The sequence below is a fragment of the Corynebacterium cystitidis genome (assembly GCF_900187295.1).
GTDB lineage: Bacteria > Actinomycetota > Actinomycetes > Mycobacteriales > Mycobacteriaceae > Corynebacterium > Corynebacterium cystitidis.
Genome location: NZ_LT906473.1, coordinates 750,198 through 776,948, shown reverse-complemented (window position 1 = coordinate 776,948; position 26,751 = coordinate 750,198). Strand labels below are relative to the sequence as shown.

Here is a 26,751-nt window from a genome sequence, read left to right as displayed (position 1 = left end):
CGACTTAGCCGAACAGTTCCTTCGACGCGATCTCGGCTCCCTCAACCAAGGACTCCAGCTTCGCCCACGCAATCTGGTGGTGCAGGCGACCGCCCAAACCACAGTCAGTAGATGCCACAACGTTCTCTGGGCCTGCCGCCTCAGCGAACTGAATAATGCGGTCTGCCACCAAACGTGGGTGCTCAACCGCATTAGTGGAGTGAGAAATCACACCCGGGTAGATCAGCTTGCCGGCAGGCAGGGTGCCGTTTTCCCAGACGCGCCACTCATGGCCGTGGCGAGGCGACGCACCCTCGAAAGAGTAGCCGCCCACATCAGCACGCAGGATCTCGTCAATGATGTCGCCGAACTCTACGTCCGTAGTGTGCGGACCATGCCAAGAACCCCAGCAGATGTGCAGGCGGACCTGCTCCTTCGGAAGGTCCTTGATGGCGGAGTTGATGGCGTCAACACGGATGCGCAGCCATGCGCGGTAATCCTCGAGACTTGGCTCTGGGTTGATCTGGTCCCAGGACTCAGCCAGGTCCGGCGCGTCGAGCTGCACGGTGAAGCCAGCATCGGTAATCGCCTTGTATTCTTGTGCCATTGCGTCAGCACACGCCTGGACCAGCTCCTCGTCGGTTTCGTAGTACTCATTCTTCAGACGCGCTGCGGACCCCGGCGACAGCGCAGCGACGAAACCGTCCTTTGCGCCAGCCTTATCCATGGCCTCACGCAGGAACTTCACGTCCGCGTCGACGTCTTCCTGGCCAATATAGGTCACCGGGCCGGTGAACTTCGGGTTGCCCACCTTCGCTCGTCCGGTGAAAATACCGGAATCAGGGTCGTTATATGCTTCTGCGAAGATCTGGCGGTCGCGACGATCCGAGAAGCTGGTCAGCTGGATGTTGCCCGGGGTGGAGCGCTTGATTTCCTGAGCTGCCCAACGGTCCTCATCGGTCATGGTCAGCCCGCCGAGGCGAGAGAAGGAGTAGTTCCACCACGCCCCGTAGTCAACAGCGCCGGAGGTGATGTGGCCGTACTCCCCCTCATTGATGATATCGATGCCCATGTCTACTTGACGCTTCACGACGTCATCCGCTGACTTCTGCAGAATTTCGAAGAACTCTTGGTCCTCGATGGTGCCTTCCGCGCGGCGCTGATTCGCCTCCAGCAGTTCCGGGGTGCGCGGCAGGGAGCCGACGTGGGTGGTACGAATCTTGTTTACTGGCATGCATTCTCCAAAAATTGTTAGTACATAAGGTGGTGCACAAACTTGGTACACACTACTGTCAGCCAGACCAGGGCTCTGGTTTTACAGGCTTGCTAGGTGTCATCTTAATGGCAATGAAGTGGAAGCCGCGCTTCGGTACCACAAATATATTCTTCCGAGTACGTTCGTCGCAGATTCTGCAGCTGCAGAATCTGCGACGATAGCTAACAGACACGTAAGCGAAGGTGAAGCATAGTGCTACTGATGATGCATACTGAAGCCGGTTGGCGCGAATGGATAAACAAATACCCTGCAGTTACCAATAAAGCCACACTAAAGCAGCAGTATGATTGCCATGTTACCCTCGGCACCGTAGGGTTACCTTTCACAGGAACCTATAATCTAGAGCGTTTCCGCCACAATAACCGTTACTGGGTGTGGAACGTGTGGAGCCACCGCTGCAATTGGTGAGACCTAAGGAAAGGATCTGTCTGCCATGTCACGAAGAAAGCTAGGTTTCCTTTTTATCGGCATTGGCCTCGTGTCCTTGGCAGTGTCTGTCATTGCCTCCGGCTTGGACTACCGACAGATGGAAGCACAGGGCCTCGACAGATACGCGCCCACGTGGATTCTTGTGTGGCACGCGTTGTCACTGCTTGTCACCATCGTTGGGGTTATCGTCGCACTTCTACCAAGTCGACGAGCTGATACCGAGAAGCACAGCAGTGACTACTAGATCGTGTTGTGAAATTGTGGTCAGTGAGTTCGGCGTGTCTTGGAGCAGCGTGAAGGGTTTCCTGCGCTCGCCGGTGGTATCTAATCATCTACGCTCGCAAGGAAACCTTCGTTGGCTATTATACCGCCCTCGGCTCGCCATGATTTGACAGATGACGAATGGGGCCTACTTGAGCCACTGTTACCTGCCCCCTCACAGCGGGGCAGGCCCCGTATTTGGAACGTACGCCTTTTGGTCAGCGGTATCTTCTGTTCGTATCTGCACCGGTTGCCCCTGGCGTGACGCTTCCGAGCGCTACGGACCGTGGTGGCGGGTCTATTACCTGTGTGCCCGCCTTAATGCCCAGGGTGTATGGGCATCAGTCCATACACGCCTGCTGGCCCATGCCCAGCGTACGGGAAAGCTGTCGTGGGAAGTCGGCGTCGATTCGACCACCGCACGTGGGCATGTTCATGGCGCTGGCGCGAGGCAAGTCAGCACGATGCGCCACCTTAGCGACCCCCTTGATCACAGCCTTGGCCGTTCGCGTGGCGGGTGGTCTACAAAACTCCATGTCAACTGTGATGCCCACTGTGGAGTGATGTAGTTTGCGATCACTGCCGGTCAAGCAGGTGATGGCCCGCAGATGGTGCCTGTGCTCGACAAGATTCGCGTGCCTACCGGCGACGCAATACCGTCGAGCGTGCCAGCAACCACATCAAACACAACCGCGCATGTGCTACCCGCTACGACAAACTAGCAACGACGAACTAGCAGTACACTAGCAGTACACTAGCAAGGCACTTTCGGCTGACAAATCAGCCGATTTTCTGGGCGAAGGGCGTTTTTGTCAGCCGAAAAGTGCAGGTTTAGCCCAAAATCCCGGCACCCATCGTCGCTTTAAGGTCACCCATCAGGTTGCCGGAACGTTCGACGCGTAAGTGGTCGCCCAGCACAAGCAACTGAGACTCGTCCCCGTTGACCAAGTTCAGGTACACGTCAGACTCGCCGGGATTATTCACCAGCACGTTCTTCAGCTTGGTGATGTTATCCATGGTGCACTGCTCTGTGCGTAGCGTCAGGCGCAGTGGAAGGCCAGCTCCGTTACCTGGGCCGAGCTCCGGCACGCGCACATCATCGCCGAAGATGCTCATGCGGTCATCCCGGATGGAGATGTGAGCCGAGACCAAGATGATATTGTCCTCCACGATCTGTGGAGCCACCATGGAATACACCTTGTTAAACAGCAGCACCTCAACCTGGGCACCGTGATGGTCTTCCAGGGTCACAATCGCCCACGGGGAACCATCCTTCTTGGAGAAGCGACGGTCCACAGCAGAGATGATGCCACCGATGACAACTTCGGTACCGTGGCGCATCTCGCCCGACAAGATCTGGGTCAGTGGGGTGTCCGTCTGGGCGTCGATCGCCTCTTCGAAACCGTCGAGCGGGTGGCCGGACACGTACATACCCAGCATTTCACGCTCCAAGGCCAGCTTGTGTTTACGGTCCCACTCTTCGTCAGGCACCTCGATAGCAAACGCACTGGCAGCATCATCCGAGTTTCCACCAAAGCCTGCAAACAAGTCGAACTGGCCCTTATCCGCTGCCTTCTTCGTGGTCAACACAGAATCGACGGCGTCCTCTTGGACCAGCATGAGGCCTTTGCGGGCATGCCCCAACGAATCAAAGGCACCAGCCTTAATCAACGATTCAGTGATGCGCTTATTGCACGGCAACAGGTCAATTTTGTCCAGGTAGTCCGAAAATGACGTGAAATTACCCTTGGTGCGGCGCGACTCCTTGATGGAGTCCACCACTTCCCTACCCACGTTTCGCACGGCGGCCAACCCGTAACGGATATCTTCGCCGACAGCCATGAAGTCTTCTTCAGACTCGTTGATGTCCGGCTGCAGCACCCGAATGCCGAGGTGGCGGCAGTCCGACAGGTAGATAGCGGACTTATCCTTCTTATCCCCCACGGAAGTCAGCAGTGCTGCCATGTATTCTGCGGTGTAGTTCGCCTTCATGTAGGCGGTCCAGTATGACACTAGGGCATAGCCTGCGGCGTGAGACTTGTTAAACGCGTACGAGGCGAATGGCTCGATGGTGCCCCACAACGCATCCATTGCGTCCTTGGAGTAACCGTTTTCCTGCATGCCGCTCCAGAACTTCTCATACTCGGCGGCCAACACCTCCGGCTTCTTCTTACCCATGGCTTTACGGAAGCCATCTGCCTCACCAGCAGTATAGTTCGCCACCTTGCGCGCGATCTCCATGATCTGCTCTTGGTACACGATCAGGCCGTAGGTTTCGTCCAGAATCTCCTTGAGTTGTTCCTCCAGCTCAGGGTGGATCGGAGTGATTTGCTGGCGACCATTCTTACGGTCCGCGTAGTTCCAGTGTGCATTCACACCCATGGGGCCCGGGCGATACAGCGCAAGCGAGGCCACGATATCGTTAAAGCCCGTCGGCTTCATCCGCTTGAGCAGCTCCTGCATCCCGCCACCGTCAAGCTGGAACACGCCCAAAGTTTCGCCGCGGCTGAGCAGTTCATAAACGGCTGGGTCATTGGTTTCCAGTGCTTCTAAGTCGATGGTTTCTTCGCGGTTTTTCTTCACATTTTCAATTGCGTCCCCTAACACTGTGAGATTACGCAGGCCCAAAAAGTCCATCTTCAGCAGGCCGATATCCTCACATGCCGGGTAATCCCACCCAGTGATGATGGCGCCGTCGGCAGGCCTCTTCCACATCGGGATGCAGTCCATCAGCGGCACCGAGGACATAATCACGGCACACGCGTGCACGCCTGCCTGGCGCACCACGCCCTCCAATCCGCGGGCGGTCTCATAAATTTTGGCTACATCCGGATCGGTCTCGATCATGGTGCGGACCTCGGTAGCTTCACCATAACGCGGATGCTCCGGGTCAGTAATACCGGATAGTGGAATATCTTTTGCCATCACAGCTGGAGGCAGTGCACCGTTGATGCGGTCCGCCATAGCAAACCCTGGCTGCCCAAAGTTCACCTTAGCGGCATCCTTGATAGCTTGTTTCGTCTTCACGGTACCGAAGGTGATCACCTGGGCAATTTTGTCTTCACCCCAGCGTTCAGCGGCGTAGGTGATCATCTCGCCACGACGGCGATCGTCAAAGTCAATATCAATATCTGGCGCGGATGGGCGTTCCGGGTTCAAGAACCTCTCAAACAGGAGGCCATGTTCCATCGGGTCAATATTGGTGATGGTCAATGCGTACGCTACGAGCGCACCCGCGGCCGAGCCACGCCCGGGACCAACACGAATGCCAATCGATCGGGCGTGTTTGATGATCTCGGCGACGATCAGGAAGTACGACGGGTAGCCTTTCACATCAATAACATCAATCTCGTACTTCGCGCGATCGATATATTCCTGAGGTACTTCGCCGCCGTCGAAACGGTCCTGCAGGCCTCGCATCACCTCTTCAGTCAGCCAAGATGTAGGGGTGTGCCCTTCTGGGACATCGGCCACTGGCATGCGGTCCAGCGGGTGTTCTTCCCAAATCTCGTCGTACGGCTGCACACGTTCGGCGATCCACAACGTGTTATCGCAGGCATCTGGCACATCGTCGTCCCACAGCTCACGCATCTGCTCGGCGGTTTTGATGTAGTACCCGGTGCCGTCGAATTTGAAACGATCCGGATCCAGCAATGTTTTACCGGTTTGCACACACAGCATCGCCTCATGGGCAGGTGCCTGCGACTCCAAAACATAGTGGCAGTCATTCGTGACCACAGGCGGCAGATCCAGCATCGTGCCGATCCGCAGCAAGTCATCACGCACCCGCTTCTCAATAGACAGGCCGTGGTCCATGAGCTCGAGGAAGTAATTGTCTTTACCGTAAATATCCTGCCACATCGCGGCCGCTTCGAGGGCTGCGTCGAACTGCCCGAGGCGCAGCCTGGTTTGCACATCGCCCGAAGGGCAGCCCGTGGTACCAATGATGCCGTCGGCATGCTCCGCGATCAGCTCCGCGTCCATCCGGGGCCACTTGCCTAACTGGCCCTCATATGACGCGAAAGACGAGAGCTTAAACAGGTTGCGCAGGCCGGTGACATTCTCTGCGATCATGGTTTGGTGCAGGTAGGCACCGGAGGCGGAGACGTCGTCACGCTTTTGGTCAGGTGTTCCCCACAACACGCGCTTTTTGTTGAAGCGAGATTCAGGAGCCAAGTAGGACTCAATGCCGATGATCGGTTTCACATCCGCGGCCTTCATTGCCTTGTAGAATGCATCGGAGCCAAACATGTTGCCGTGATCTGTCATTCCCACAGCCGGCATGCCTTGGCGCACGACCTCGTCGGCAAGCATGTCCACCTTGCACATGCCGTCCAACATGGAAAATTCGGTGTGATTATGAAGGTGAACAAACGACGATTTTTTGGCCATGTCGCCAGTCTAGCCCAGCTGTCAACCACCCAACATATGCAGGTCAGCGCCCTTTATCGGCAACGCGCCCACAGTGCAGAGCATTGCTCAGCACGATGCCACGATTGTTCACTGTGTCGTAGCAGTCGATCTCGCCTGCACGCTTGTGGTCAGCCCGGTGCAGGTCGGGCCGTTCCAGGCGCAGGAACGCGTCAATATCTGCCTGCTCCGCTAGTTCTGGCAGGGGGTAAGACATCAGGTACGCGATACCGTGGCGCGGCTCAGGGACGCGAGGGGCTTTACGACGCCGGTCTGTGGGGTAGGTGCGGTCATCGATGATCACTTCTGCACGGGTCTCGGGGTCGGGGGTAGCAAGGATCCGGATCGTGCCTGGCAGCTGCGGCGCTTTTTCGACGACCACCCGGTTACGGCTGGTGTTGTTGCGGTCGGTTAGCTCCTCCACGCTCATGCCCGTGGCACCGGCGAGCATGAGCGACCACGCGTTACCCGAGTCCATCTCAGTAATGAAGTCCACGTTCAGCCCGCGTGCCGAATTACCCAGTGCGATAGTGCGCAGCAGCGAGGTAACCCCACTGCCTTTTTCACCATAGACGACGGTGACAGTGCCGGTGCGAAGCCGGCCGAACTTTTTATCCATACGGTGCATGCCCCACGTCGTGGGCGCAGGGCGTTCCACACCGAGCAGGTGGGCGATCATGCGTCCGGTATCGCCAGTGAACTCCATCTCGGTGGCGGAGGTGGGGCAATTGAGCAGTGCTAGTTCTATATCTGCCGGATCGTGATGTTCTCCTGCCCATGTGTAGAGGACTTCAATGTAGTGGGAATAGGCGGCCGTATTCCAGGGGCCGGTGGGGTCGATGTTAACCCCGGCCCGGGTGAGGTTGGTGGCCACCTGGCTATCCAGCACGAATGCCTCTGGTGTCACCGCGGCAAGGAAGCGGGTAAACATGGCCGGGCCAATGTGCGGGAAGTTGTTGCGCGAGCCGGTACGAAACAGGGTGTAGGCGGCAGAGACATCTTCGTGCGCGGTGGTAGCGATCTCACGCAGTTTCTCTTGGGCATCCACGCTTGCGATGGAACGCAGGCGCTGCTTCGCACCGCGTAGCGAGGTTCCTGAGTTCGCCGCGATGACCTGCACCATCAGGAGCGTGGCGGCAGCAGGATCTATTGTCGCGTTGCCGGCTGCCTCGACCATCTCGTCGAAAGAGATCGATGTGTTCTCCAAGGTGATGTCCAGCCCCACAGCTTTAAGCATTTTGTTCATCCCGGCGCGGTTAATGGGGTACGCATCAGCCCACGGGGTGCGCCCAATATGGATAGCTAGCCAGACGGGAAGAGTGGGAATCTGCTTATTCACAGCTACTCATCGTAGCGGTGGACACAAACCAGGTAAGGTGCCACCGTGTGATCTATGGACTATTCGCCTACTTGACGTGGGGCTTGTTCCCCGCTTTCTTTCCTCTCTTGAAGCCAGCCGGGCCTGTCGAGATTTTGGCCCATCGCGTGGTGTGGACCGCGGTGTTGATGGCCACCGTGCTTACTATCACGCGTCGCTGGGGTGAATTACGCACTGCAGGCCGAAGGCAATGGTTACTGATCGTTCTGGCCGGCGCGTTGATTACCACCAACTGGGGCGTCTACGTGCTGGCGGTGAACTCCGGAAACGTTGCTGACGCGGCCTTAGGGTATTTCATCAACCCGCTGTTTTCTGTGCTCCTGGGTGTGGTTTTTCTGCGGGAGCGTCTGCGCACACTCCAGGTTGTCGCGGTGGGCATCGCAGCAGTAGGGGTGATCTGGCTGCTGGTGTTTTCAGAGCAGCCCCCAATAATGGCGCTTGGCATGACGGTAACTTTCGGCCTTTACGGGCTGGCTAAAAAGCGCATCACGGTCTCTTCTCAAGCTTCCCTTGCGGGTGAAACACTGGCAATGTTGCCTTTTGCGGTGGTGTTTCTTGTCTGGCTGGAGGCCACTGGCCGCAGCACGATGTTTACTGAAGGCCCGGTGCACACAGGGTTGTTGATCGCCTCGGGGTTGGTCACGGCCATTCCGCTGTTGCTGTACGGCGCGGGCGCAAAACACCTCACCTTGACCACCCTGGGTATGCTGCAGTACATCACCCCAACCATGCAGATGCTCTGGGCGCTGTTTGTCACCCAGGAATATCTTTCGGTGACCCGGTGGGTAGGCTTTTTAATTATTTGGCTTGCTGTTGCGATCTATTTGTGGGATATTCTTCGCTTCGGCAGACAGCACCGCGCTTTACGACGTTCCCCTAAACCGGCGTAGCCACAGGTGAGACACCGAACCTGCCCCACTGCGCATCCGCTGGAAGAACTTCCACAGTGGCAACATGGGGATTCTCGTTTAGTGTGCGTAGCGTCGGCGGCACATCCCACACCACCACACCAGTGAGTGTTTCTGGGGCAGCAATTCTGCCGAGTTCACGGGTGTAGACATCCGCACGGACTTCCCCCCGGATGGGTTCGGGCAGGGGCCACGGCTGGGCGTTGGCCACGATCATCGCATTGACTCGGGCCACGGCCTCGGTGACCTCACCTGCCTGCTGCGGAGGAAGCGGTTCGGTGAATGTGACCAGTGCGAAATGGTGGGAGGTGTCGTCGTCAAGCGCGCTCAAGGAAGCGCTGGCACGCACTGTGTAGTCCTGGAAGCTTTCTCCCGTTTCCATGCCCAGCTGGTCGCCGTTGATCGGTGGGGGCGGGTCTGAGCGCATCCCCAGTACCACGATGAGGGCCACAATCACGATCAGGCTTATAACAGCGGCGGTTACCCGCCCGATATCGAAGGTGCTCATCCGCGTATCACGTCAAGGGCGGATTGGAGGTCAGCAGGGTACGGCGATTCCACTTCCATCCACTCGCCTGAGCGCGGATGATGAAAACCGAGGCGCACGGCGTGGAGCCACTGCCGGGTCAGCCCTAAGCGTGTGCCCAGATTCGGGTCGGAGCCATACATCGGGTCGCCACAGCACGGACTACCCAATGCTGACATGTGCACTCGGATCTGGTGGGTCCGGCCTGTTTCCAAGGTGACTTCGATGAGGCTGGCCTCCCGGAACGCCTCAATCACTTCGTAGTGAGTAATCGCTTGCTTGCCGTCAGAGGTCACCGCGAACTTCCAGCCACTCGACGGGTGCCGTCCAATCGGCGCGTCCACTGTTCCCACGATCGGATCCGGCAGACCCTGGACCAAGGCATGGTAGGTCTTTTTCACCTCGCGCTCTTTGAAAGCACGCTTGAGCACCGAGTACCCCGGTTCGCTCGCTGCCACCACCATCACCCCGGAAGTGCCCACATCCAGGCGCTGCACGATGCCCTTGCGTTCTGGTGGTCCGGAGGTGGAAAGGCGAAATCCGGCGGCTGCCAACCCGCCGACAACGGTTGGCCCTTCCCACCCCACCGTGGGATGCGCCGCTACCCCAACGGGCTTGTCCACCGCGATAATATCGCGATCCGAGTACAATATATCCAGGCCCGGAACCATTTCCTCTTTGGGCATGGGCGGGCCCTGTGGCACTGGCAGCGTGACGTCAAGCTGGCTGCCTTCCACAAGCCGGTCAGATTTCATTACACGTCGGCCGTCGACACGTACATCTCCAATTGCGGCGAGCTCTGCCGCAACCGTGCGCGAAATCCCGAACATCTTGGCCACCGCCGCGTCAACCCGCATCCCTGCCCAGCCTTCGGGTACTGGAACACTCCGGAAATCCCCCGCCACTACTTCTTCTCCCCCTTCGAAGCAGTGCTGTCGGAATCGTCGAGTATTACCGCAATGATAAAGACCACCACACCGATGGTGATCGACGCATCTGCCAGGTTAAACACGGCGAAATTGCCCACGGAGATGTAGTCAACCACGTGCCCGAACCAGAACCCCGGTTCGCGGAACAACCGATCGCACAAATTGCCCAGCGCCCCACCAGCGATTAACGCAATCCCAACCGCGTACCAGGGCTGTCGGATAAAAAACGCGCTGATCAGTGCACCAACAACGAAGACAAGCTGGACTGTGGTGAACAACCACGTGGAGTCCTGGCCCATCGAAAACGCTGCGCCGGGGTTAAACAGTAGGTAGAAACGAAACCAGTCCCCGATCACAGCCACAGGCTGGCCAGGTTCAAGCCAGTTCGCCATGAACTGCTTGACGGCTTGGTCTACCACGGCTACGACGACGATGATCGCCACCATCAGACCAACGTAATTGCGCTCCCGCTTCTTCCTTTGAGATGTCCTGTTCACTCGCACCATTGTTCACTACCTTAGTACCGAAAAGCTAGTTCAGGACGTTTCACAGCGTGGGGTAGGTTAAGTATGTGAGTATTCGAGCGAAAGCACCTGCACTTATTCTGCCGGCACTTACTGCTTTCCTGCTGTCGGCGTGCAGCGCAGAACCAGACCCCGTGGCGGAGGTACCCGCCTTCCCCGTCGATGTCGCACGCGTCGACGTGATCGAGTCCGGCCAGGACCCACAAGTTCTCGCATACGACGACATCACCGATGATCAAGCAAAAGGCCAAGAGGGGGCGTCGAGGCGCACCGTTGAGGTAGAAAACGGCTTTGCCCAGAACGTAGTGGCAGCAAACGCAGTGGACCGTGCTGCTTCGCCAGTGACGAACACTGACACCCTAGCGCTGCCACTGGAGGTGCGCACAGTGGAGGCCCCCGCACCTGGTGAGGGTGAAACTGAGGCAACCCGGCGCGTGCAGTTAACGGTAGGCCAAGCGCTCCACAGCGGGGTTGATATAGCCCAAGAGATTGATTCTGCTGCGGGGTTTTTGTCAATGTGGCGCGGTACTAACGATGGGCGCGTGAGCACGATCAAACTGCTGGCTCCGGCAGAGGCGTCGGAAGATGCCCGCGCTGCTGTCGAGTCCGGGTTGCTGTCGGTACTGACAGGGACGGTGATTTTCCCCGGCGAGCCAGTCGGAGTGGGTGGCTCGTGGACCGTCGAATCGCGCGTGACCGGCGGGTCGACCATGCTGCGTACCACGACCTACACCGTCACCGACATTGTCGGTACCGAGGTGAGCCTTGAGGTGTCCATTGACCAGCGGCCCGCCCAAGAGACCCTCAACTTCGATGGTGAACAAGCACCGCAGCTGGCTGGTCAATCACTCACAGTAGAAAGTTCGGATACGAGTTCTGCAGGCTCCATCGTCGTTGATCTCACCGAAGCGCTCCCCGTTGAGGGTAGGGTTACTACCTCCACTCGCGTGATCTACGCAGGTGCTGACGATAACTTTCGTATTGTCCAGGACCAGACGCAAAGCATTGACTGGTCATAGCCAGTTGCACGGCAGAGTAGGATGAAAGTGTTCTTACCTCGCGTGTCCACGCCCCACGAAGGAGGCCCACCATGGTCGCAGCTCTACACTTCAATATCGACGGTGTCTCGTTTTCGTACCCTGGGGGCCAGCGCGTCCTAACCGACATCTCGTTCGCCGTCCCCTCAGGTTCCGTCACGGGCTTGATCGGCGAGAACGGTGCGGGTAAGTCTACTTTGTTGGGCCTGATCTCCGGGAACTTACAGCCTGATGTCGGACACATTATTACCCCACCAACCACGGGGTTTATCGCCCAGGAGACTGAGCTACCTTTTTCGTCGCCTGCCAGCACACTTATCGACGCCGCGATTGCCGAGCTGCGCGCTGTGGAGCAGGCGATCACTGATCTTTCCCAGGCCATGGTGGATACACCCGAGGACTCATCTATCCCAGAGCAGTTCGACCTCGCTCTCGCCCGCGCTGAATCGTCTGGAGTGTGGGAACTGGATTCCCGGGTGAGCACCGTCCTCGCTGGTTTGGGCCTAGCCAATATTGACCTGGCTACCCCACTCGGTGACATGAGCGGAGGCCAGCGCCGTCGTTTTGCGCTTGCCACGCTCCTGTTGCGCCCAGTAGATGGCATGGTGCTTGATGAGCCTACCAACCACCTCGATGACGAAGCCGTGGACTTCCTCATCAGTGAGCTTGCGGCTTTCAAAGGCCCGGTTCTTGTGGCCAGCCATGACCGCTATTTCCTTGACACCGCTTGTGATGGGCTGGTGGATCTGGATCCTGGACTTGGCCCCGAAGGCGGCTACGGTGAAGAAACCCGCCAGGGTAACCGGTTCACGGGATCATTCTCGGACTACCTCAAGGCCCGTGAGGCGCGCCGCAACCGCTGGATCAGCGATTACAACGCACAAGAAGCAGAGCGCGCTCGGTTAGAAAAGGCCGCAGGCCAAAGCGAAGAGGATGTTTTCCATTCCCAGGAAAACAAAACCGAAATTCGCATGGCGGCTAAATTCTTCGCCGACCGCGCCGCGAAAACGGTGGGCAACCGCACCCGGGGTGCCAAGAATCGGTTGGAAGACTTGGAGCGTAACCAGCTTCCTAAACCACCGGAGCGGTTGCGGTTCCACGGTATTCCCGAACACACCGCAGCAAGCCTCGGCGAGCCGGCGGTAGCCACAAAAGACCTCGCCGTTGAAGAGAGACTGGCGCCGCTGACCGTGAAGGTGCAGCCCGGCGATCAGTTGCTCGTCGAGGGCCCAAACGGCTCCGGAAAATCAACCTTGCTCAAAATCCTCGATGGGCATCTTACAAACTACGAAGGTGAGTTGCGCATCCCCGACGAAGTCACCGTTTCTCGCTTGGAGCAAGACGATGACTGGCTGGACCTGACTATCACGGCCCAGCAGGCTTTCGAGGCGCGTGTGCCCTCTGGCACACCGTCGCTGGTGGAGATGGGGCTGATGACAGAGGAGCAGGTGGTCAAGCCCATCGCGGACCTTTCACTGGGGCAGCGTCGCCGTGTCTCCCTCGGCATCATTTTGGCGTGCCCGCCGGACTTGTTGCTGCTGGACGAGCCCACCAACCACCTCTCCCTCGCACTGGCGGAAGAACTAGAGCGGGCGCTGCTGGACTTCCCTGGTACTGTCATTTTGACCAGCCACGACCGTTGGGTTCGGCGGCGTTGGCGCCGACGCATCGCGAAAAAGGAACGCCGCGCCACAATCCTCACGCTAGAGACCTTATGGTCTGATGAGGTGTGGCGCGACGAACAGTAGCGCAGTGGGCTACTGTGCTGGCGCAGCGGGTGGCTGTGCTGGCGCAGCGGGTGGCTGTGCTGGCGCAGCGGGTGGCTGAGCTGGCGCAGCGGGTGGCTGAGCTGGCGCAGCGGGTGGCTGAGCTGGCGCAGCCGGATCTTCCGGAGCTGGTGCGCCAGCATGACACATCGCAGGGACCTGGTCCGGAGTGACCGTATTGGTAATCAAGGTGCAGGCCCACGACTGGGACAGCTTCCACGTCCCGTTCTCGTAGACAAACTCAACATTTTCCGCCAACTGGGTTGGCTGATCCGGCTGGGTAAAGTTTACGGTAGCCAACACCGAATTCGCAGAGTAACCAGGCAGAACTGGGTCTACCACCTGGAAGTTAGCGCCGGATTCTTGCTTCGAAAGCGTCATCGTGTCAAATAATTCCGGCGCCGTCTCGCCACCTTGAACAGTCTTAACGCGCTCTTCCATCGGCAGTTCCGGATTGGTAGCACGCGAGAGAACCTCGTTAAGTTCAGCAGCCGACGGCAATTCCGGGGCAGGGCTTTCTTGTGCAGCGGCGTCTTCTGCAGCGTTGGACGCGACGGTTTCCGCGCCGGTGGCTTCGCCATTTTCAGTCTTGTCACCGGAACACGCCACCATGCCGACGGCCATTCCTACAGTGGCGACAATTGCGCAGATTTTGTTGAGTTTCACATTCTCTCCTAGTGCGTTATCGGGCTGAGGGTAAGACGCCGCACACGTCGATACATTCACCTACGTTACCGTTTTGTAACCTCCAAACCAAAGCGTGACGCACTATGGCAGGCTAATTAGTATGCATCATCCAGCAACTACCTATGTTGCGGTCATCGCCACCGGCGGCACCATCGCCTCGGTTGTCGATCGCACCGGCGCACGGACACCCACTCTCACCGGCGCCGACCTTGTCTCCCGCTGCGGCAGCGACGTTGCAACACGCGTTTTTGACACCGCGTCGCTTGATTCATCGACGATGACTTTGGCAGATATCGACACGCTTGCTATCAACGCCGTGCGCGCGCTTTCCGACGCGCAGTGTGCCGGCGTAGTGATCACCCACGGAACTGATTCCATGGCGGACACAGCCATCGCCCTCGACCTTATGATTGACGACCCTCGCCCCATCGTGCTCACCGGCGCCCAAGAATCTGCGGACCACCCCACCACCGACGGGCCCGCTAACCTACGTGGCGCCATCAACCTGGCAGGCTCAGCAACCAGTGGTGTCCAAGTGTACTTCAATGATGCCGTGTTTCCCGCCCGCGGCTTAATCAAACAACACACTGCTGATCACAACGCATTCGCGCTAACAGCTGAGACGTGGCTTCCACGCCCAGACCCTGTTGGGGTGGTTACTTTGGATGGCACTCGTGTTGCGGTGGCAGCCGCCTGGCCCGGCGCGACTAGCGAGGTCATTGAGGCGATCGTCGATACGCGTCCGCACGGCCTCGTGGTGGAAGCTCTAGGTTCTGGCAACGTGTCCGAAGAGATGGGCCAGGCAATTGTGCGCGCGCTCGATGCGGGAATTCCGGTAGTAATAACCACACAGGTTCCGCGGGGCCCCGTGCAGTTCGCCTATGGAGGTAGTGGCGGTGGCAGCACCCTCGGCACCCACGGAGCTCTCGCTGCCGGCTGGTTACGCGCCGGGCAAGCCCGCATGGCACTGACCGTCGCCATCGCCGCCGACGTAGACCCTGCCTCTCTACTCCTGTGAATCCTGCAGCTGCCAATCATCCCACCCGAGTGAGTCGATGGGGTCTGCCGGAAGCAAGTGAGGGTCATCGACACGCAATGTTTTTGTGCGTCCTGGTCCGGTCGCTCGCGTTTCAAAGCGGACCGTGACCCAGCCGAGGCCGCAGCCTTGCACCCAGCCGTGGCCGTACTCGCAGTGGTACACGTCCTGGGTGGCGCGCCAATGGCCGGGCTGGTCGGCGGGCGTGATGTCAACTTCGATGGATTCTGCACCGGTGTGGTCGCTGACACCAGATTCATAGTCAGTGTCGATGGGCTGCGGGCGCACGATCTGCTGGTCGAGTTCCGGAAACAGCACGTGCTGCAACGCGTCCTCTAAGCCGGAATAGCTCACACCCACTAGTCGGATCGGGCCCACCTCGTCGGGGTAGCGCACCAGCCGAAAAGCGGTGGCTAGCAGAGTTTCGGCATCGTCGGTGGCATACGGCAGGGTGGCTGAGCGGGATTCAATCCGGAAATCAGCCATGCGAAGCTTCACGCTGACTGTGCGAGCACCACGGCCGTCTTGCAGGAGGCGACGGTGGGCGTCCTGGGCGGCGCGGACCAAAGCGGCATCGACCTCGGCAGGTGTTGTCAGGTCATGCGGGTAGGTGTGTTCGGCAGAAATCTGCTTGGCTTCAGCGCGTGGGGCGACAGGCCGGTCATCGTGGCCGCGTGCCAACGTCCACAGCTGGTGGCCCACCGCCCCTCCCAACGCAATGCCCACTTCCTTTTCGCTGAGCGCAGCCAAATCACCAATGGTCTCAATCCCCATCGTGGAAAGTTTGCCTTGAGTCACAGGCCCCACACCCCACAGCTCCTTGACAGGAAGCGCCTGCAGCGTCGCCAATTCACGCTCGGGGTCGAGGACGAAGATCCCATCCGGTTTTGCTAGCTCCGAGGCAATTTTTGCGTACTGCTTGCCAGAACCCGCACCAATGGAAGCCGGCAGCCCGGTTTCTTCCCGGATGTCGCCACGCACAGCTTCTGCCCACTTTTTCACGTCGTCAACGGAGGCATCGATCAGCTCGGGTGGCTCCATGAACGCCTCATCGATACTGAGCTGTTCGACAACACCGACATGCCTAGCCAAAACTTCAAAGACGCGTCGCGACGCCGTGGTGTATACAACACGACGGGGTGCGACTAGGACAACGCGCGGGCCGACAAGACGTGCCGCCCGCTGGGTAGGCATCGCCGAACGCGCCCCGTACTTTCGGGCCTCATAGCTAGCGCCAGCGACCACTCCCCTGCCAGATACCCCGGCAACAAGGACGGGGCGGCCTTGCAACGTGGGGCGGGTCAACTGCTCGCAGGACGCGTAAAACGCATCCATGTCGATATGGAGGACCCAGCGGCGCATGATTCTACGGTACCTACCTAAGGTCGTCGTAAAGCAACCGCTACCACGATCAGAGCCATGCCGACCAGCTCAGCTGTACTAAGCCACTGGGACAAGGCAATCGCCCCAATGACCGCTGCGACCACCGGCAGAATTGCCTGAAGTACCGCGAAGTAGGCGCGACCAGCTTGGCGCAGCACGATCTGATCAATCGAATACGGGACCGCGGCAGACAAAAGACCCAACCCTAAGGCAAGGCCAAAGGTCAACGCAGGGTGCTGCGTCAGCGTGTCCGGCCACACGACAACAACCAGTGGCAGGCCGATCACCGCGGCCCAACTAAAGCCGATGGCAGTGGATACCCGCGACGTTGCAGCATCCCCGGCAATGCGCGACCCAGCCACGATATAGCAAGCCCATAAAAGCCCCGCAGCCAAGGCCAGCACGATGCCCACCGAATCAGTGGCCCACGTCGCCCCGGAAATCACCACCACGCCGGTGCCCGCAAGCAGCAACGCCAACCAGTCACGCACCGTCCGCGAACCACATGCGGCGACCGCAATCGGCCCTAAAAACTCGATGGCCACGGCTGTGCCCAACGGAATCCGGGCGATGGCCTCATAAAACGTCATGTTCATGGCCATGGTGACAACCCCGTAGACGGCAGCAGTACGTCCCACAGGTCCAAGGAAATCTCGGAGGCGTGGCCGGTTCAGCACCAGCAGGATCACCGCGGCGGCGCTCACACGCATCCACGCCACCGCTACCGGCGGAAAGGCGTCAAACAACCCCACTGCGATCGCGGCACCCAGATACATCGAAGTACCTGAAACCACCATCAACAATGGGGCTGTCAGACGTTGGCGCATTTAACTGTTCTTCTCCACGGTCGCGGTCACGCCCTCGACAATGTCGTGGCTACCATGTGCAGCGTCGGTAGTCACGGTGAACGAGGTAGACAGGGTCTCCGCCGCAATGTGATCAGCGTGGCGCTTGGCCCACTCTTCCTTGTCCGCTGGCACTGAAAGCGTCGTCGTAATGCGATCAGAGACCTCAAAGCCGGATGCTTTACGCGCGTCTTGGAGGCCACGGATCACGTCAGCGGCCCAGCCTTCAGCCTCCAGTTCCTCGGTCACAGTCATGTCCAGCACGACCAAGCCCTCGGTACCGTCGATCGCGGCAGTAGACTCCGGGTTCTCGGCCACGAGGCGCTCCGTGTACATCTCCGGGGTGAGAGTGATGTCACCGCCTACAATGACGTTCTCGCCGTCGCGGGTGTAATTACCGGCCTTCACGTTCTTAATCGCGCGCTGGACATCTTTGCCCAGGCTTGGTCCTGCCACCTTCGCATTCACCACCACGTCAAAGGAACCGACCGAGTCCACATCATTGGTCAGCTCTACAGCCTTGACGTTGACCTCGTCGCGGATGATCCCGGCGTACTGCGTCAACATATCCGCGTTCGGCAGCGCCACAGTCAGCTTAGGCAGCGGCAGTCGGTTGCGCAGCTTGTTAGCCTTGCGCACCGAGCTTGCCGACGAACACACCTCGCGGGTCGCATCCATCGCAGCAACCAAATCTGCATCTGCTGGGATCTTGGAAGCATCTGGGTAATCCGCCAGGTGAACGGAACGCTCACCAGTCAAACCACGGTAAATTACCTCAGTGATGTACGGCAACAGCGGTGCGGCCACCCGGGTCAGTACATGCAGCACAGTGTACAACGTGTTAAACGCCTCTGGGTGTTCCTCCTGACCCACCCAGAAACGGTCGCGGGAACGGCGCACGTACCAATTGGTCAGAGCATCTGCGAACAGGCGCACCTTGTCACACGCGCCCGAGATATCGGTGGATTCGAGTGCCTGATCCACTTCCACCACCAAGTCGTGCAGCTTCGCCAGGATGTAGCGGTCCAACACGTCGGTCGAGTCAGTGGAGAACTCCGCCTCGTGCGAGCTGTAGAGCTGCAGGAAGGTGTACGCGTTCCAGATCGGCAATAGTGCCTGGCGCACGCCTTCGCGAATGCCCTGTTCAGTAACAATCAAATTGCCGCCGCGCAGGATGGGAGAAGACATCAAAAACCAGCGCATCGCATCCGAACCGTCGCGATCGAACACCTCGTTGACGTTGGGGTAGTTACCCTTGGACTTACTCATCTTCTGCCCGTCGTCGCCAAGCACAATGCCGTGGGCGACAACCTGCTTAAAAGCCGGGCGATCAAACAGCGCAGTGGACAACACATGCAGCAGGTAGAACCAGCCACGGGACTGGCCGATGTACTCCACGATGAAATCGGCGGGGTGATGGTCCTCGAACCACTGCTTGTTCTCAAACGGGTAGTGGAATTGGGCAAACGGCATGGAGCCGGAATCGAACCACACGTCCAGCACGTCTGGCACACGACGCATCGTGGACTGCCCTGTCGGATCATCCGGGTTGGGGCGAGTGAGCTCGTCAATATACGGGCGGTGCAGCGACTCAGGCCGCACCCCAAAATCGCGCTCCAGTTCATCCAGCGAGCCGTAGACATCCGTGCGCGGGTACTCCGGGTTGTCTGACTGCCACACCGGGATGGGGCTGCCCCAGTAACGGGTCCGCGAAATATTCCAGTCGCGGGCATTTTCCAGCCACTTGCCAAACTGGCCGTCGCGCACATGCTCCGGAACCCATTCAATGTGTTCGTGGTTCAGCTCCACCATCCGGTCACGGAACTCGCTGACTTTCACAAACCAGCTCGGCAGCGCCATGTAGATCAGTGGCTCACCACTGCGCCAGGAGTGCGGGTAGGAGTGCACGATGGTTTGGTGGCGCAGCACCCGGCCCTTCGCCTTTAGATCGCGGATGATGTCCTTGTTCGCATCGAACACCAGCTGGCCTTCATACTCCGGCACCTGGGAGGTAAACTGACCATCCATATCCACCGGGATCACCACATCAATGCCGTACTTCTGGCAGGTCAGCATATCGTCTTCACCAAATGCAGGCGCCTGGTGGACCACACCGGTACCGTCCTCGGTGGTCACATAATCCGCCAGGATCACCTTGAATGCGTTGGGCTGGTCGGCAAAGTAATCAAAAATCGGGGTGTACTGCAGACCCTCTAACTCCGCACCGGAGAAGGTGGCGACAGTCTGCGCGTCGGTGCCGAATTCCTTCGCATAAGCTCCAACCAGTGCGGTTGCGATTAAGAAACGCTTGCCGACGAAGTCCTCTGCCCCATCCTCAGCGACCTCGACCAGGGAGTACTCCACCTCAGGGTGTACTGCCAGTGCGAGGTTAGACGGCAAGGTCCATGGAGTAGTTGTCCACGCAAGTGCTGCGGCGTTGTGAAGCTCCTCGTGCTTATCCCACGTCTTTGCACCCGCAGTGCCCTCCTTTGCACCAGTAAAAGGCATGGTCACCGTCAGCGTTGGGTCTTGGCGTTCACGGTAGGAGTCGTCGAGACGCGTCTCCTGATTCGACAGCGGGGTGTGCTCTGCCCACGAGTACGGCAGCACTCTGAAGCCCTGGTAAATCAGACCCTTATCGTAGAGCTCTTTGAACGCCCAGATGACGGATTCCATGTAGGTCAAATCCATCGTCTTGTAGCCGTTATCAAAATCGACCCAACGGGCCTGGCGGGTCACATACTCTTTCCACTCCTCGGTGTACTCCAAGACGGACTTGGCGCAGTACTCGTTGAACTTAGCCAGGCCCATGTCCTCGATCTCGCCTTTATCTTTGATCCCCAGCTGCTTCTCCGCTTCCAGCTCAGCGGGCAGACCGTGGGTATCCCAACCAAACACGCGGGGTACGTGGTAGCCCTTCATCGTGCGGTAACGCGGGATGATGTCTTTGACATAGCCGGTCAGCAGGTGGCCGTAGTGAGGCAGGCCGTTGGCAAATGGTGGGCCGTCATAAAAGACGAACTCCTCATTATTCTTCCGGTTGTCCAAAGATGCCTGGAAAGTCTGGTCGTCCTGCCAGTACTTGAGGACGTTTTTCTCCATCTCGGGAAACTTACTGCTACCCCCGGTCATATCAACCTTGGGGTATACGCCACCGACGGGGGTGCTCATACGTTAGTCCTTTCTTCACACACACGAATGCAATCGAGCTCATGGCGTGCAGGGACGCAACTGTGGTTACGCGGTACCACCCTGCTTGGACAACTTGTAGTGCCCCACTTCGTTTGTGGTGAAGAATGTGACGGCTTCTTAAACCCCGTCCGGTTCTACTGGGCCACGCTGGGCTGTTCTTCCGGAAGCGCTCCCCGTTGATCGCGGATCATTGCGCGCTGCTACACCGCCTGTGTGGCGAAGTTTCAACAGTGGGTAACTATACACGGGCAAGCGTGGTCACGCCCAACCGAGAGAACAAACGACCGCCCGGACACCTTCTTCAAAGGTGTCCGGGCGGTGAACTAGTAGTGCAAAACGTTTAGCTGTTAGCGCCCTTTTGGCCTGCGTCACCGTTAGGTGCGGAAGAACCCCGGCTCTCCAGCTCTTCCAGCTGGGACTGCAGGAGGGTCTTCAGGCGAGTGCGGTACTCACGCTCGAAGGTCCGCAGCTCAGCGATGCGGTTTTCCAAAGCTGCCTGCTGGTTCTTGACCGCCGTCATGATCTCGGAGTGCTTCTTCTCCGCGTCAGCCTGCAGCTGAGCAGCTTTCTCCTCAGCCTGGCGGATCTGGGCCTCGGCGCGAGAGTTAGCATCGTTGGCAGTCTGAGTTGCCTTCCTCTCAGCCTCCGAGACAAGCTGGTTAGCCTTGTTTTCTGCTTCCTGAGCACGTGCCTGCGCCTGCTTGTCAGCCTCCGCGAGCTTCGCCTTGGAGCGCTGCTCTGCATCCTTCAGCTGAGCCTCTACAGCCTGGCGGGCCTCATCCAGCATGGACTTGGACTGATCCTGCGCGTCGGCAGTCAGGCGGTCCGCTGTCTCCTGAGCCAGGCTCAGGACCTTTGCAGCCTGCAGATTAGTTTCCGCTGTAGCATTACCGGCTGCTTCTACGCTGCTGGCCGAAGCGGTGGAGGCTTCCTGGCGAGCCTTGTCAGCATCCTGGCGAGCCTGCTTCGCGTCGATCTCTGCCCTGTTCTGCGCGTCCTGGGCCTTCTTCAGCTTGGCCTCATACTGCGCACGCAGGTCATCTTCGATCTGCCTGCGCAGTGCCTTTTCATCCACCTGACTGTTCATAGCGGTGGATTGGGCCGTGGTGGCATGAGGTGATGGTTTCGCCGCAGCGAAACCGCCGACCTTAACCTGGCTATTCAGTTCCTCAACGCGGGCACGCAGGTCGTCGTTTTCATCCTGCAGCTGGGCCAAGGTGTCTTCAACCAGATCCAAGAACTGGTCAACCTCATCCTCGTTGTAACCGCGCTTGCCAATTGGTGGCTTGCTGAAAGCCACATTGTGCACGTCTGCTGGTGTCAGCGGCATTAGCGTTCCCTTCGAGTCAAATCATCATGAACCCACCCTAACAGTGGGTTCCCAAGCATTATAGTTAATTTTTCTTCGTTACACTAGATAACTCTAGTCAAGAGGAGGCCGGAAAGAAGCAACTCCCACCCTCAATCTTTACGCAACGGTGAGCTTTTTCTGCACTTATACCCTTTTTCCAGCGGAAATAGCCCAGGCTGAAGTGAACTAAAAGATGGCGAGAATAAGCAAGCTGAGGATAAAAAGCCCTAGGAAGAGCACAATCACACTGACGTCTAGTGCCACCCCGCCCATTCGCACAGGTGGGATCATACGTCGCAGCGCCTTGATCGGCGGGTCGGTGACAACGAAGAAAAACTCCGCGATCACCATGAACCAGCGAGGCGGATCAAAATGGCGTGAGAAGGACTGAATCATCTCAATAATCAGTCGCACAATCACGATCAACGTGTAAAGACGCACCAAGGCGTATAAAATAGCTCCGAGCATGCTCACGGTGTTCTACCCTACCTACTTCCTCTTGAAACGACGAACACCCCACTTGCATGGGGATGGTCGTCGAACAGTGTTCGTCGTTAAGCCCCTACGCAACTGGGGTGATTCTCGCGCGATCACCAGGCCACACGCGCTTAGTTAGCGCAAACCAGCTACCCGCTCAAGCTCGCCAGTGGAAATCTGACCGTTTTCTGGGACGATTGCAAACACGACACGGTCCGTGTCAGCGTACTTCGCTAGGTTGTGCATTTGGCCACGCAGACCGAAGCATAGGCCGGCTGAGAAATCGATCATACGGGTCATAGATTTACGGTCTAACTCAGTCAGATCCATCACTACAGCATCACCATCGCGGAATGGCTCACCAATGTCTTTGGCATCATCGTAGGTGCGCGGAGTCACCACGACAATAGATGGGGCGTACAAACGCGTATCACGACTAAACCCACGCTCTGATCGCTCAGTGTGCATGCCCCGGCCTGCACGGACTGTACGGTCTGTACGGTCTGCACGGTTATAGGAGTAAGAGTGCTCAGGTTCTGGGGCGTACGCAGCCGAACCGTCGTCGCCATAGCGAGGCTCGTCGTAGTACGCATCTTCTTCGAGCTTATATGGTGTAAAACCGAAAAATTCCTTGGCGTTTTTCACAAAAGACATGGGTTGAGGCCTTTCCAATGTGTCGGTGGTTGTGCGTTCTGACCTGGCGGGTTCAGTAAATAACACGAGTGTTTTCTTGTGTCTTTACCCTAAAGGCCGTTGGCCAAACACAGCGGTTCCGACACGCACAATATCCGAGCCACACGCGATTGCGTCGACATAATCGCCACTCATTCCGGCAGACATTTTCAGGCGCCTGCCCAGCCTCTCACCGAGGCCGTCCGCAAGCTCACGGGCTTGGGAAAACACAGCTTTCGCATCGGACTCCAGCGGAGGAACAACCATAATGCCGCCGAAAACAAGATTGTCTGCCTCCTCCACCAGCGTTGCCAGCTGGTCAACCTCATCCAAAGGAACGCCACCGCGGGTAGGGTCATTGTCCATGGATACCTGAACAAGACACGATAGTTGCCCCGCTGCGCGATCACCGCGCTCAATTGCCAGAGCCACTCCGCGGTCCAGCCCGTGAGCTAAACGAACCGTGTCCACCGAGTGGACTTCAGCAGCCCAGCGCGCAACGGCATTGGCCTTTTTGGTTTGGATTTGACCGATCATCGCGATTGCAATATCGCTTGTCGACGCTTCTCCTGCCAGCTGTTGCGCTTTGGCACGGGCCTCCTGCTCACGGTTTTCGCCCACCAGATGTACTCCGAGCTCCCCGAGGATGCGAATGTCGTCCACTGGATGAAATTTTGATACCGGCAGCAAACTAACAGATCCCGCGTCGCGGCCGGCGGCTCGCTCTGCCTCACGGATCTTTTCTCGGACCTGGTTGAGGTTGGTTTCTAACTGTTCACGGCGACTCATCAGTTATGCTTCCTTTTCGGTTAGCCACACCACACCTGCTTGGCGCCCGGTGGTGCCTTCGCGGCGGTACGAGAAAAAGTTCTCATCGGTAATTGTGTCGCGTGGGTCCGCGTCGATATTTGTAATGCCGAGACTGAGCAATTGACGTACCAGGCCGGCTCGTACGTCGATTCCCGGCGTGCCTTGAGTGGTGGTAGCGCGTGATCCGGGCAAATGCTTCTCCACGTCCATGGCCATCTCCTCGGGCACCTCATATGACGCGCCCGCGGCTGCAGGCCCCAACAGCACTTGGATGGCCTGTGGCTTAGCCCCATGTTGCCGCATTAGCTTCACCGTGTTGGGGATAATCCCATTGCGTGCACCCATCCGGCCGGCGTGTGCTGCGGCCACCACGCCGTTGGTGTGATCTGCCAACAACACCGGCACACAGTCTGCAACCAGCACGCACAGGGCTAATCCCGGCGTGGTGGTGACAACGGCATCGGTCGCTTCTAGTGGCTCAGCCTGGGGCGTGTCGACGAAGGCCACGGTGTTGGTGTGAAGTTGTTCCATCCACACAAAATTTTCCGTGGGCACGTCAAGAATTTCTGCGAGGCGGGCACGGTTGGCACACACGTGATCGGGATCATCACCAACGTGTCCACCAAGGTTGAACGAAGCGTATGGGGGTTGCGAAACCCCGCCCGCACGAGAGGTAAAAACCATGCGGACGGGGCGATCTTCTAGCTGCGACATACTCCATAGGTTAGCGCAGTCGCGCCGGCTGGAGACCAAGCCGCGGGCTTAACGCAGAAAGCTTGGCACGTCCAAGTCATCATCATCGTCCCGGCGGCTGTCGCGACGATCCTCGCTTGAGGTAAACAAGCCAGAGCGACGAATCTCACCCCGGCCAGAGCTCTCCGAGCGCTGTGGATCGTAGCGGTGGCGCGCGGCGTAGTCGTCGTCAGGTGCCTCCTCGCGCAAGCGCTCTTCAAACAGGGAACCGCGGGCTGGTGCTGGGGTAGCATCCTCAGATGCCGGGCCCTGGGGTGCGCGTCCATTGTCGGCGGCTTCCTGGCTCTGGTCCGATTCCTGTGGCAGCGCGTTGGCTTTCTCGTCGAAGCCCGTGGCGATGATGGTCACGCGCACCTCGTCGCCCAGGTTGTCATCAATAATGGTGCCGAAGATAATATTGGCATCGTCATCGGCCTTTTCCTCCACGACAGACGCGGCGTTGTTCACTTCCATCAAACCCAGGTCGGAGCCGCCAGCCACAGAAATAAGCACGCCCTTTGCTCCCTCCATGGAGGATTCCAGCAGTGGCGAGTTAATGGCCTGCAAGGTGGCATCCATCACGCGGTCCTCCCCGTTGGCGGAGCCCACACCCATCAAGGCGGAACCAGCATCAGCCATGACAGAGCGGACATCGGCGAAGTCAACGTTAATCATGCCCGGGATGGTAATCAGATTAGTGATGCCCTGGACACCGTTGTAGAGCACCTCGTCGGCGGCACGGAAGGCCTCCATCATAGATAGGTCGCCGTCGGCAAGCTGGAGAAGACGGTCATTCGGGATCACGATGACGGTGTCGCAAACTTCCTTGAGGCGGTCGATGCCCTCCAGTGCCTGGCGGGTCCGGCGCTTGCCTTCGAAGGAGAATGGGCGGGTGACAACACCGATGGTCAGCGCGCCCATCTTCTTGGCGATGCCCGCAACCACTGGGGCCGCACCTGTCCCGGTTCCGCCACCTTCACCTGCGGTAACAAAGACCATGTCGGATCCCTTGAGGGATTCTTCGATCTCGCTTTTGTGGTCTTCGGCAGAAGTCCGGCCCACCTCCGGGTTGGCACCGGCACCAAGGCCTCGGGTTGCTTCGCGCCCGATGTCCAGCTTGGTATCTGCGTCTGTGAACAGCAGTGCCTGGCTATCGGTGTTGATTGCGACGAATTCAACGCCTTTAAGGCCTTCTTCGATCATGCGGTTAACCGCGTTGACGCCACCGCCGCCGACACCGACAACACGGATCATGGCGAGGTAGTTGTTAGGTGAGGTCATGAGTGAGGCTCGCCTTTCAAAATCATGGGAGGAATAAGTTCGCTTCAAGTGCTTGCTATCCATCATGGGTGAAAGTGAGACAAAAAGGTGGTAGATTTTCGCGGCGTGTCGGTACCCTCAACCTCTACTTTAGGGTTATGGCCTGGGGTTTTGTGGGCTAGCGAACCGCCACCAAGCTCGGGTTCGAGATATCGAAGCGCTGTCCTTCGCGCCGCACAACAGTGCCCAACGCCAACGACTTATCATGATTGTCCTCAGAGGCGCCCCACACCACAACACGGCCATCATTGAGCTGCAGCTCGAAGTTGTAGGCATCGTGCGCATTAATCGACGACACTTCCCGGCGTAGCTCCACAGGAATCGACGCCGCGATATCGACGGCGTTCTTGCGGGCGTGCTCGTCGGAACGCGCATCACCGGTAATTTCCACCGCCTCCGGAGGAGCCACATCAATAGCAAACGGCACGCCTTCCGCGTTGATGAGATGGGGGCCGTCGTCCTCGTCGGAGAAGGCCACCGCCTGGTGCTCCGTGATCTCAATATTCAACGACGACGGCCAACCGCGTGTCACCGTCACAGACTTCACCCACGGCAACCCAGCCACTGCCTGTGCCGAGGCACCGACATCGGCACGGGCCAAATTGGTTCCCTCAGGCACACCGGCCGCGTCCACAACCTGCTCCAGCGGAATATGGTCATTTCCCTCCACGTTGTAGCCACGCACCGAAAACAGTGGCGTAGCCAAGACAACCACCGCCGCGAGAGCCACAACGATCACGACACTGGCCAGTGCGATCCATAGCGGCCTGCGATTTCGCACAGTCGCAGCTTCGGCTTCAGGTGAAACAGCAGTAGACATGTC

General features: G+C 58.5%; 25 protein-coding genes and 2 pseudogenes. 9 read left to right on the top strand and 18 right to left on the bottom strand.

Going from position 1 to position 26,751, the window contains the following annotated elements:
- Nucleotides 1–4: 4 nt before the first annotated feature.
- On the bottom strand, nucleotides 5–1,213 hold the full coding sequence (locus tag CKV99_RS03680) for a cobalamin-independent methionine synthase II family protein (RefSeq protein WP_092254581.1): 1,209 nt from the start codon (nucleotides 1,211–1,213) through the stop codon (nucleotides 5–7).
- 243 nt (nucleotides 1,214–1,456) lie between these two features.
- Between CKV99_RS03680 and CKV99_RS15085 the strand changes: the two genes are divergently transcribed.
- The 4 genes and pseudogenes from CKV99_RS15085 to CKV99_RS15080 all read left to right on the top strand — a co-directional run.
- Entirely contained in the window at nucleotides 1,457–1,663 is a 207-nt protein-coding gene (locus tag CKV99_RS15085) for a DUF2599 domain-containing protein (protein WP_143063376.1), read from the top strand.
- 25 nt (nucleotides 1,664–1,688) lie between these two features.
- A complete protein-coding gene (locus CKV99_RS03675) occupies nucleotides 1,689–1,928 on the top strand; it encodes a hypothetical protein (protein WP_092254578.1) in 240 nt (79 codons plus the stop codon).
- Between the two features lie 111 nt (nucleotides 1,929–2,039).
- Nucleotides 2,040–2,210, top strand: a complete 171-nt coding sequence (locus CKV99_RS14700; RefSeq protein ID WP_408607550.1) for a transposase — start codon at nucleotides 2,040–2,042, stop codon at nucleotides 2,208–2,210.
- A pseudogene (locus CKV99_RS15080) lies at nucleotides 2,185–2,244 on the top strand (hypothetical protein); the annotation flags it as partial. The gene CKV99_RS14700 and the pseudogene CKV99_RS15080, both read left to right, overlap by 26 nt.
- Before the next feature lie 42 nt (nucleotides 2,245–2,286).
- Here the strand turns inward: CKV99_RS15080 and CKV99_RS14945 are convergent.
- Entirely contained in the window at nucleotides 2,287–2,418 is a 132-nt protein-coding gene (locus CKV99_RS14945) for a hypothetical protein (protein WP_256232139.1), read from the bottom strand.
- Between the two features lie 155 nt (nucleotides 2,419–2,573).
- Here CKV99_RS14945 and CKV99_RS15075 point away from each other — a divergent pair.
- A pseudogene (locus CKV99_RS15075) lies at nucleotides 2,574–2,681 on the top strand (IS5 family transposase); the annotation flags it as partial.
- A 95-nt stretch (nucleotides 2,682–2,776) separates the two neighbouring features.
- Here CKV99_RS15075 and dnaE read toward each other — a convergent pair.
- On the bottom strand, nucleotides 2,777–6,337 hold the full coding sequence (gene dnaE, locus CKV99_RS03665; protein WP_092254575.1) for a DNA polymerase III subunit alpha: 3,561 nt from the start codon (nucleotides 6,335–6,337) through the stop codon (nucleotides 2,777–2,779).
- Nucleotides 6,338–6,380: 43 nt separating this feature from the next.
- The gene (locus tag CKV99_RS03660; protein ID WP_092254572.1) at nucleotides 6,381–7,694 is read right to left on the bottom strand and encodes an 8-oxoguanine DNA glycosylase OGG fold protein; all 1,314 of its coding nucleotides are present in this window, start codon (nucleotides 7,692–7,694) and stop codon (nucleotides 6,381–6,383) included.
- Between the two features lie 47 nt (nucleotides 7,695–7,741).
- Between CKV99_RS03660 and rarD the strand changes: the two genes are divergently transcribed.
- Nucleotides 7,742–8,623, top strand: a complete 882-nt coding sequence (rarD, locus tag CKV99_RS03655; protein WP_092254569.1) for an EamA family transporter RarD — start codon at nucleotides 7,742–7,744, stop codon at nucleotides 8,621–8,623.
- Here rarD and CKV99_RS03650 read toward each other — a convergent pair.
- The 3 genes from CKV99_RS03650 to lspA are packed head-to-tail and all read right to left on the bottom strand — an operon-like array spanning nucleotide 8,610 to nucleotide 10,602.
- On the bottom strand, nucleotides 8,610–9,149 hold the full coding sequence (locus CKV99_RS03650) for a hypothetical protein (RefSeq protein ID WP_092254566.1): 540 nt from the start codon (nucleotides 9,147–9,149) through the stop codon (nucleotides 8,610–8,612). The genes rarD and CKV99_RS03650 overlap by 14 nt on opposite strands.
- Nucleotides 9,146–10,024 carry an RluA family pseudouridine synthase gene (locus CKV99_RS03645; protein ID WP_092254563.1) on the bottom strand — a complete coding sequence of 293 codons (879 nt, stop codon included), beginning with the start codon at nucleotides 10,022–10,024 and terminating at the stop codon, nucleotides 9,146–9,148. Before CKV99_RS03645 ends, CKV99_RS03650 begins: the two co-directional genes overlap by 4 nt.
- Before the next feature lie 47 nt (nucleotides 10,025–10,071).
- A complete protein-coding gene (lspA, locus tag CKV99_RS03640; protein ID WP_092254561.1) occupies nucleotides 10,072–10,602 on the bottom strand; it encodes a signal peptidase II in 531 nt (176 codons plus the stop codon).
- A 65-nt stretch (nucleotides 10,603–10,667) separates the two neighbouring features.
- Here lspA and CKV99_RS03635 point away from each other — a divergent pair, with 65 nt between their 5' ends.
- Complete coding sequence (locus tag CKV99_RS03635; protein ID WP_231910159.1) at nucleotides 10,668–11,639, top strand: DUF6263 family protein; 972 nt, start codon at nucleotides 10,668–10,670, stop codon at nucleotides 11,637–11,639.
- A gap of 71 nt (nucleotides 11,640–11,710) precedes the next feature.
- Complete coding sequence (locus tag CKV99_RS03630; RefSeq protein ID WP_092254558.1) at nucleotides 11,711–13,405, top strand: ABC-F family ATP-binding cassette domain-containing protein; 1,695 nt, start codon at nucleotides 11,711–11,713, stop codon at nucleotides 13,403–13,405.
- Nucleotides 13,406–13,414: 9 nt separating this feature from the next.
- Here CKV99_RS03630 and CKV99_RS03625 read toward each other — a convergent pair whose 3' ends face one another.
- Nucleotides 13,415–14,089 carry a hypothetical protein gene (locus CKV99_RS03625; protein ID WP_092254555.1) on the bottom strand — a complete coding sequence of 225 codons (675 nt, stop codon included), beginning with the start codon at nucleotides 14,087–14,089 and terminating at the stop codon, nucleotides 13,415–13,417.
- Between the two features lie 121 nt (nucleotides 14,090–14,210).
- On the opposite strand from CKV99_RS03625, the gene CKV99_RS03620 reads away from it, so the two are divergent.
- The gene (locus CKV99_RS03620; RefSeq protein WP_092254552.1) at nucleotides 14,211–15,128 is read left to right on the top strand and encodes an asparaginase; all 918 of its coding nucleotides are present in this window, start codon (nucleotides 14,211–14,213) and stop codon (nucleotides 15,126–15,128) included.
- Here the strand turns inward: CKV99_RS03620 and CKV99_RS03615 are convergent.
- The 10 genes from CKV99_RS03615 to CKV99_RS03570 all read right to left on the bottom strand — a co-directional run bounded on the left by CKV99_RS03615 (nucleotide 15,117) and on the right by CKV99_RS03570 (nucleotide 26,748).
- Nucleotides 15,117–16,508, bottom strand: a complete 1,392-nt coding sequence (locus tag CKV99_RS03615) for a DNA polymerase IV (protein ID WP_092254549.1) — start codon at nucleotides 16,506–16,508, stop codon at nucleotides 15,117–15,119. The two genes, CKV99_RS03620 and CKV99_RS03615, sit on opposite strands and share 12 nt — an antisense overlap.
- Before the next feature lie 17 nt (nucleotides 16,509–16,525).
- Nucleotides 16,526–17,356, bottom strand: a complete 831-nt coding sequence (locus tag CKV99_RS03610; protein ID WP_092254546.1) for an EamA family transporter — start codon at nucleotides 17,354–17,356, stop codon at nucleotides 16,526–16,528.
- On the bottom strand, nucleotides 17,357–20,545 hold the full coding sequence (ileS, locus tag CKV99_RS03605; RefSeq protein WP_092254543.1) for an isoleucine--tRNA ligase: 3,189 nt from the start codon (nucleotides 20,543–20,545) through the stop codon (nucleotides 17,357–17,359). It lies immediately after the preceding gene.
- A 361-nt stretch (nucleotides 20,546–20,906) separates the two neighbouring features.
- Nucleotides 20,907–21,896, bottom strand: coding sequence for a DivIVA-like cell division protein Wag31 (gene wag31, locus CKV99_RS03600; protein WP_092254540.1), 990 nt, complete (start codon nucleotides 21,894–21,896; stop codon nucleotides 20,907–20,909).
- A 207-nt stretch (nucleotides 21,897–22,103) separates the two neighbouring features.
- On the bottom strand, nucleotides 22,104–22,385 hold the full coding sequence (locus CKV99_RS03595) for a YggT family protein (protein WP_177178072.1): 282 nt from the start codon (nucleotides 22,383–22,385) through the stop codon (nucleotides 22,104–22,106).
- Nucleotides 22,386–22,529: 144 nt separating this feature from the next.
- A complete protein-coding gene (locus CKV99_RS03590) occupies nucleotides 22,530–23,048 on the bottom strand; it encodes a cell division protein SepF (protein ID WP_092254534.1) in 519 nt (172 codons plus the stop codon).
- Nucleotides 23,049–23,132: 84 nt separating this feature from the next.
- Nucleotides 23,133–23,855 carry a YggS family pyridoxal phosphate-dependent enzyme gene (locus CKV99_RS03585; RefSeq protein ID WP_092254531.1) on the bottom strand — a complete coding sequence of 241 codons (723 nt, stop codon included), beginning with the start codon at nucleotides 23,853–23,855 and terminating at the stop codon, nucleotides 23,133–23,135.
- Between the two features lie 3 nt (nucleotides 23,856–23,858).
- Nucleotides 23,859–24,590 carry a peptidoglycan editing factor PgeF gene (gene pgeF / locus CKV99_RS03580; protein ID WP_092254528.1) on the bottom strand — a complete coding sequence of 244 codons (732 nt, stop codon included), beginning with the start codon at nucleotides 24,588–24,590 and terminating at the stop codon, nucleotides 23,859–23,861.
- Between the two features lie 48 nt (nucleotides 24,591–24,638).
- Entirely contained in the window at nucleotides 24,639–25,889 is a 1,251-nt protein-coding gene (gene ftsZ / locus CKV99_RS03575; protein WP_092254525.1) for a cell division protein FtsZ, read from the bottom strand.
- A 157-nt stretch (nucleotides 25,890–26,046) separates the two neighbouring features.
- Nucleotides 26,047–26,748: a cell division protein FtsQ/DivIB gene (locus tag CKV99_RS03570; protein WP_231910158.1), complete on the bottom strand. Its 702-nt coding sequence runs from the start codon at nucleotides 26,746–26,748 to the stop codon at nucleotides 26,047–26,049.
- Nucleotides 26,749–26,751: the final 3 nt, after the last annotated feature.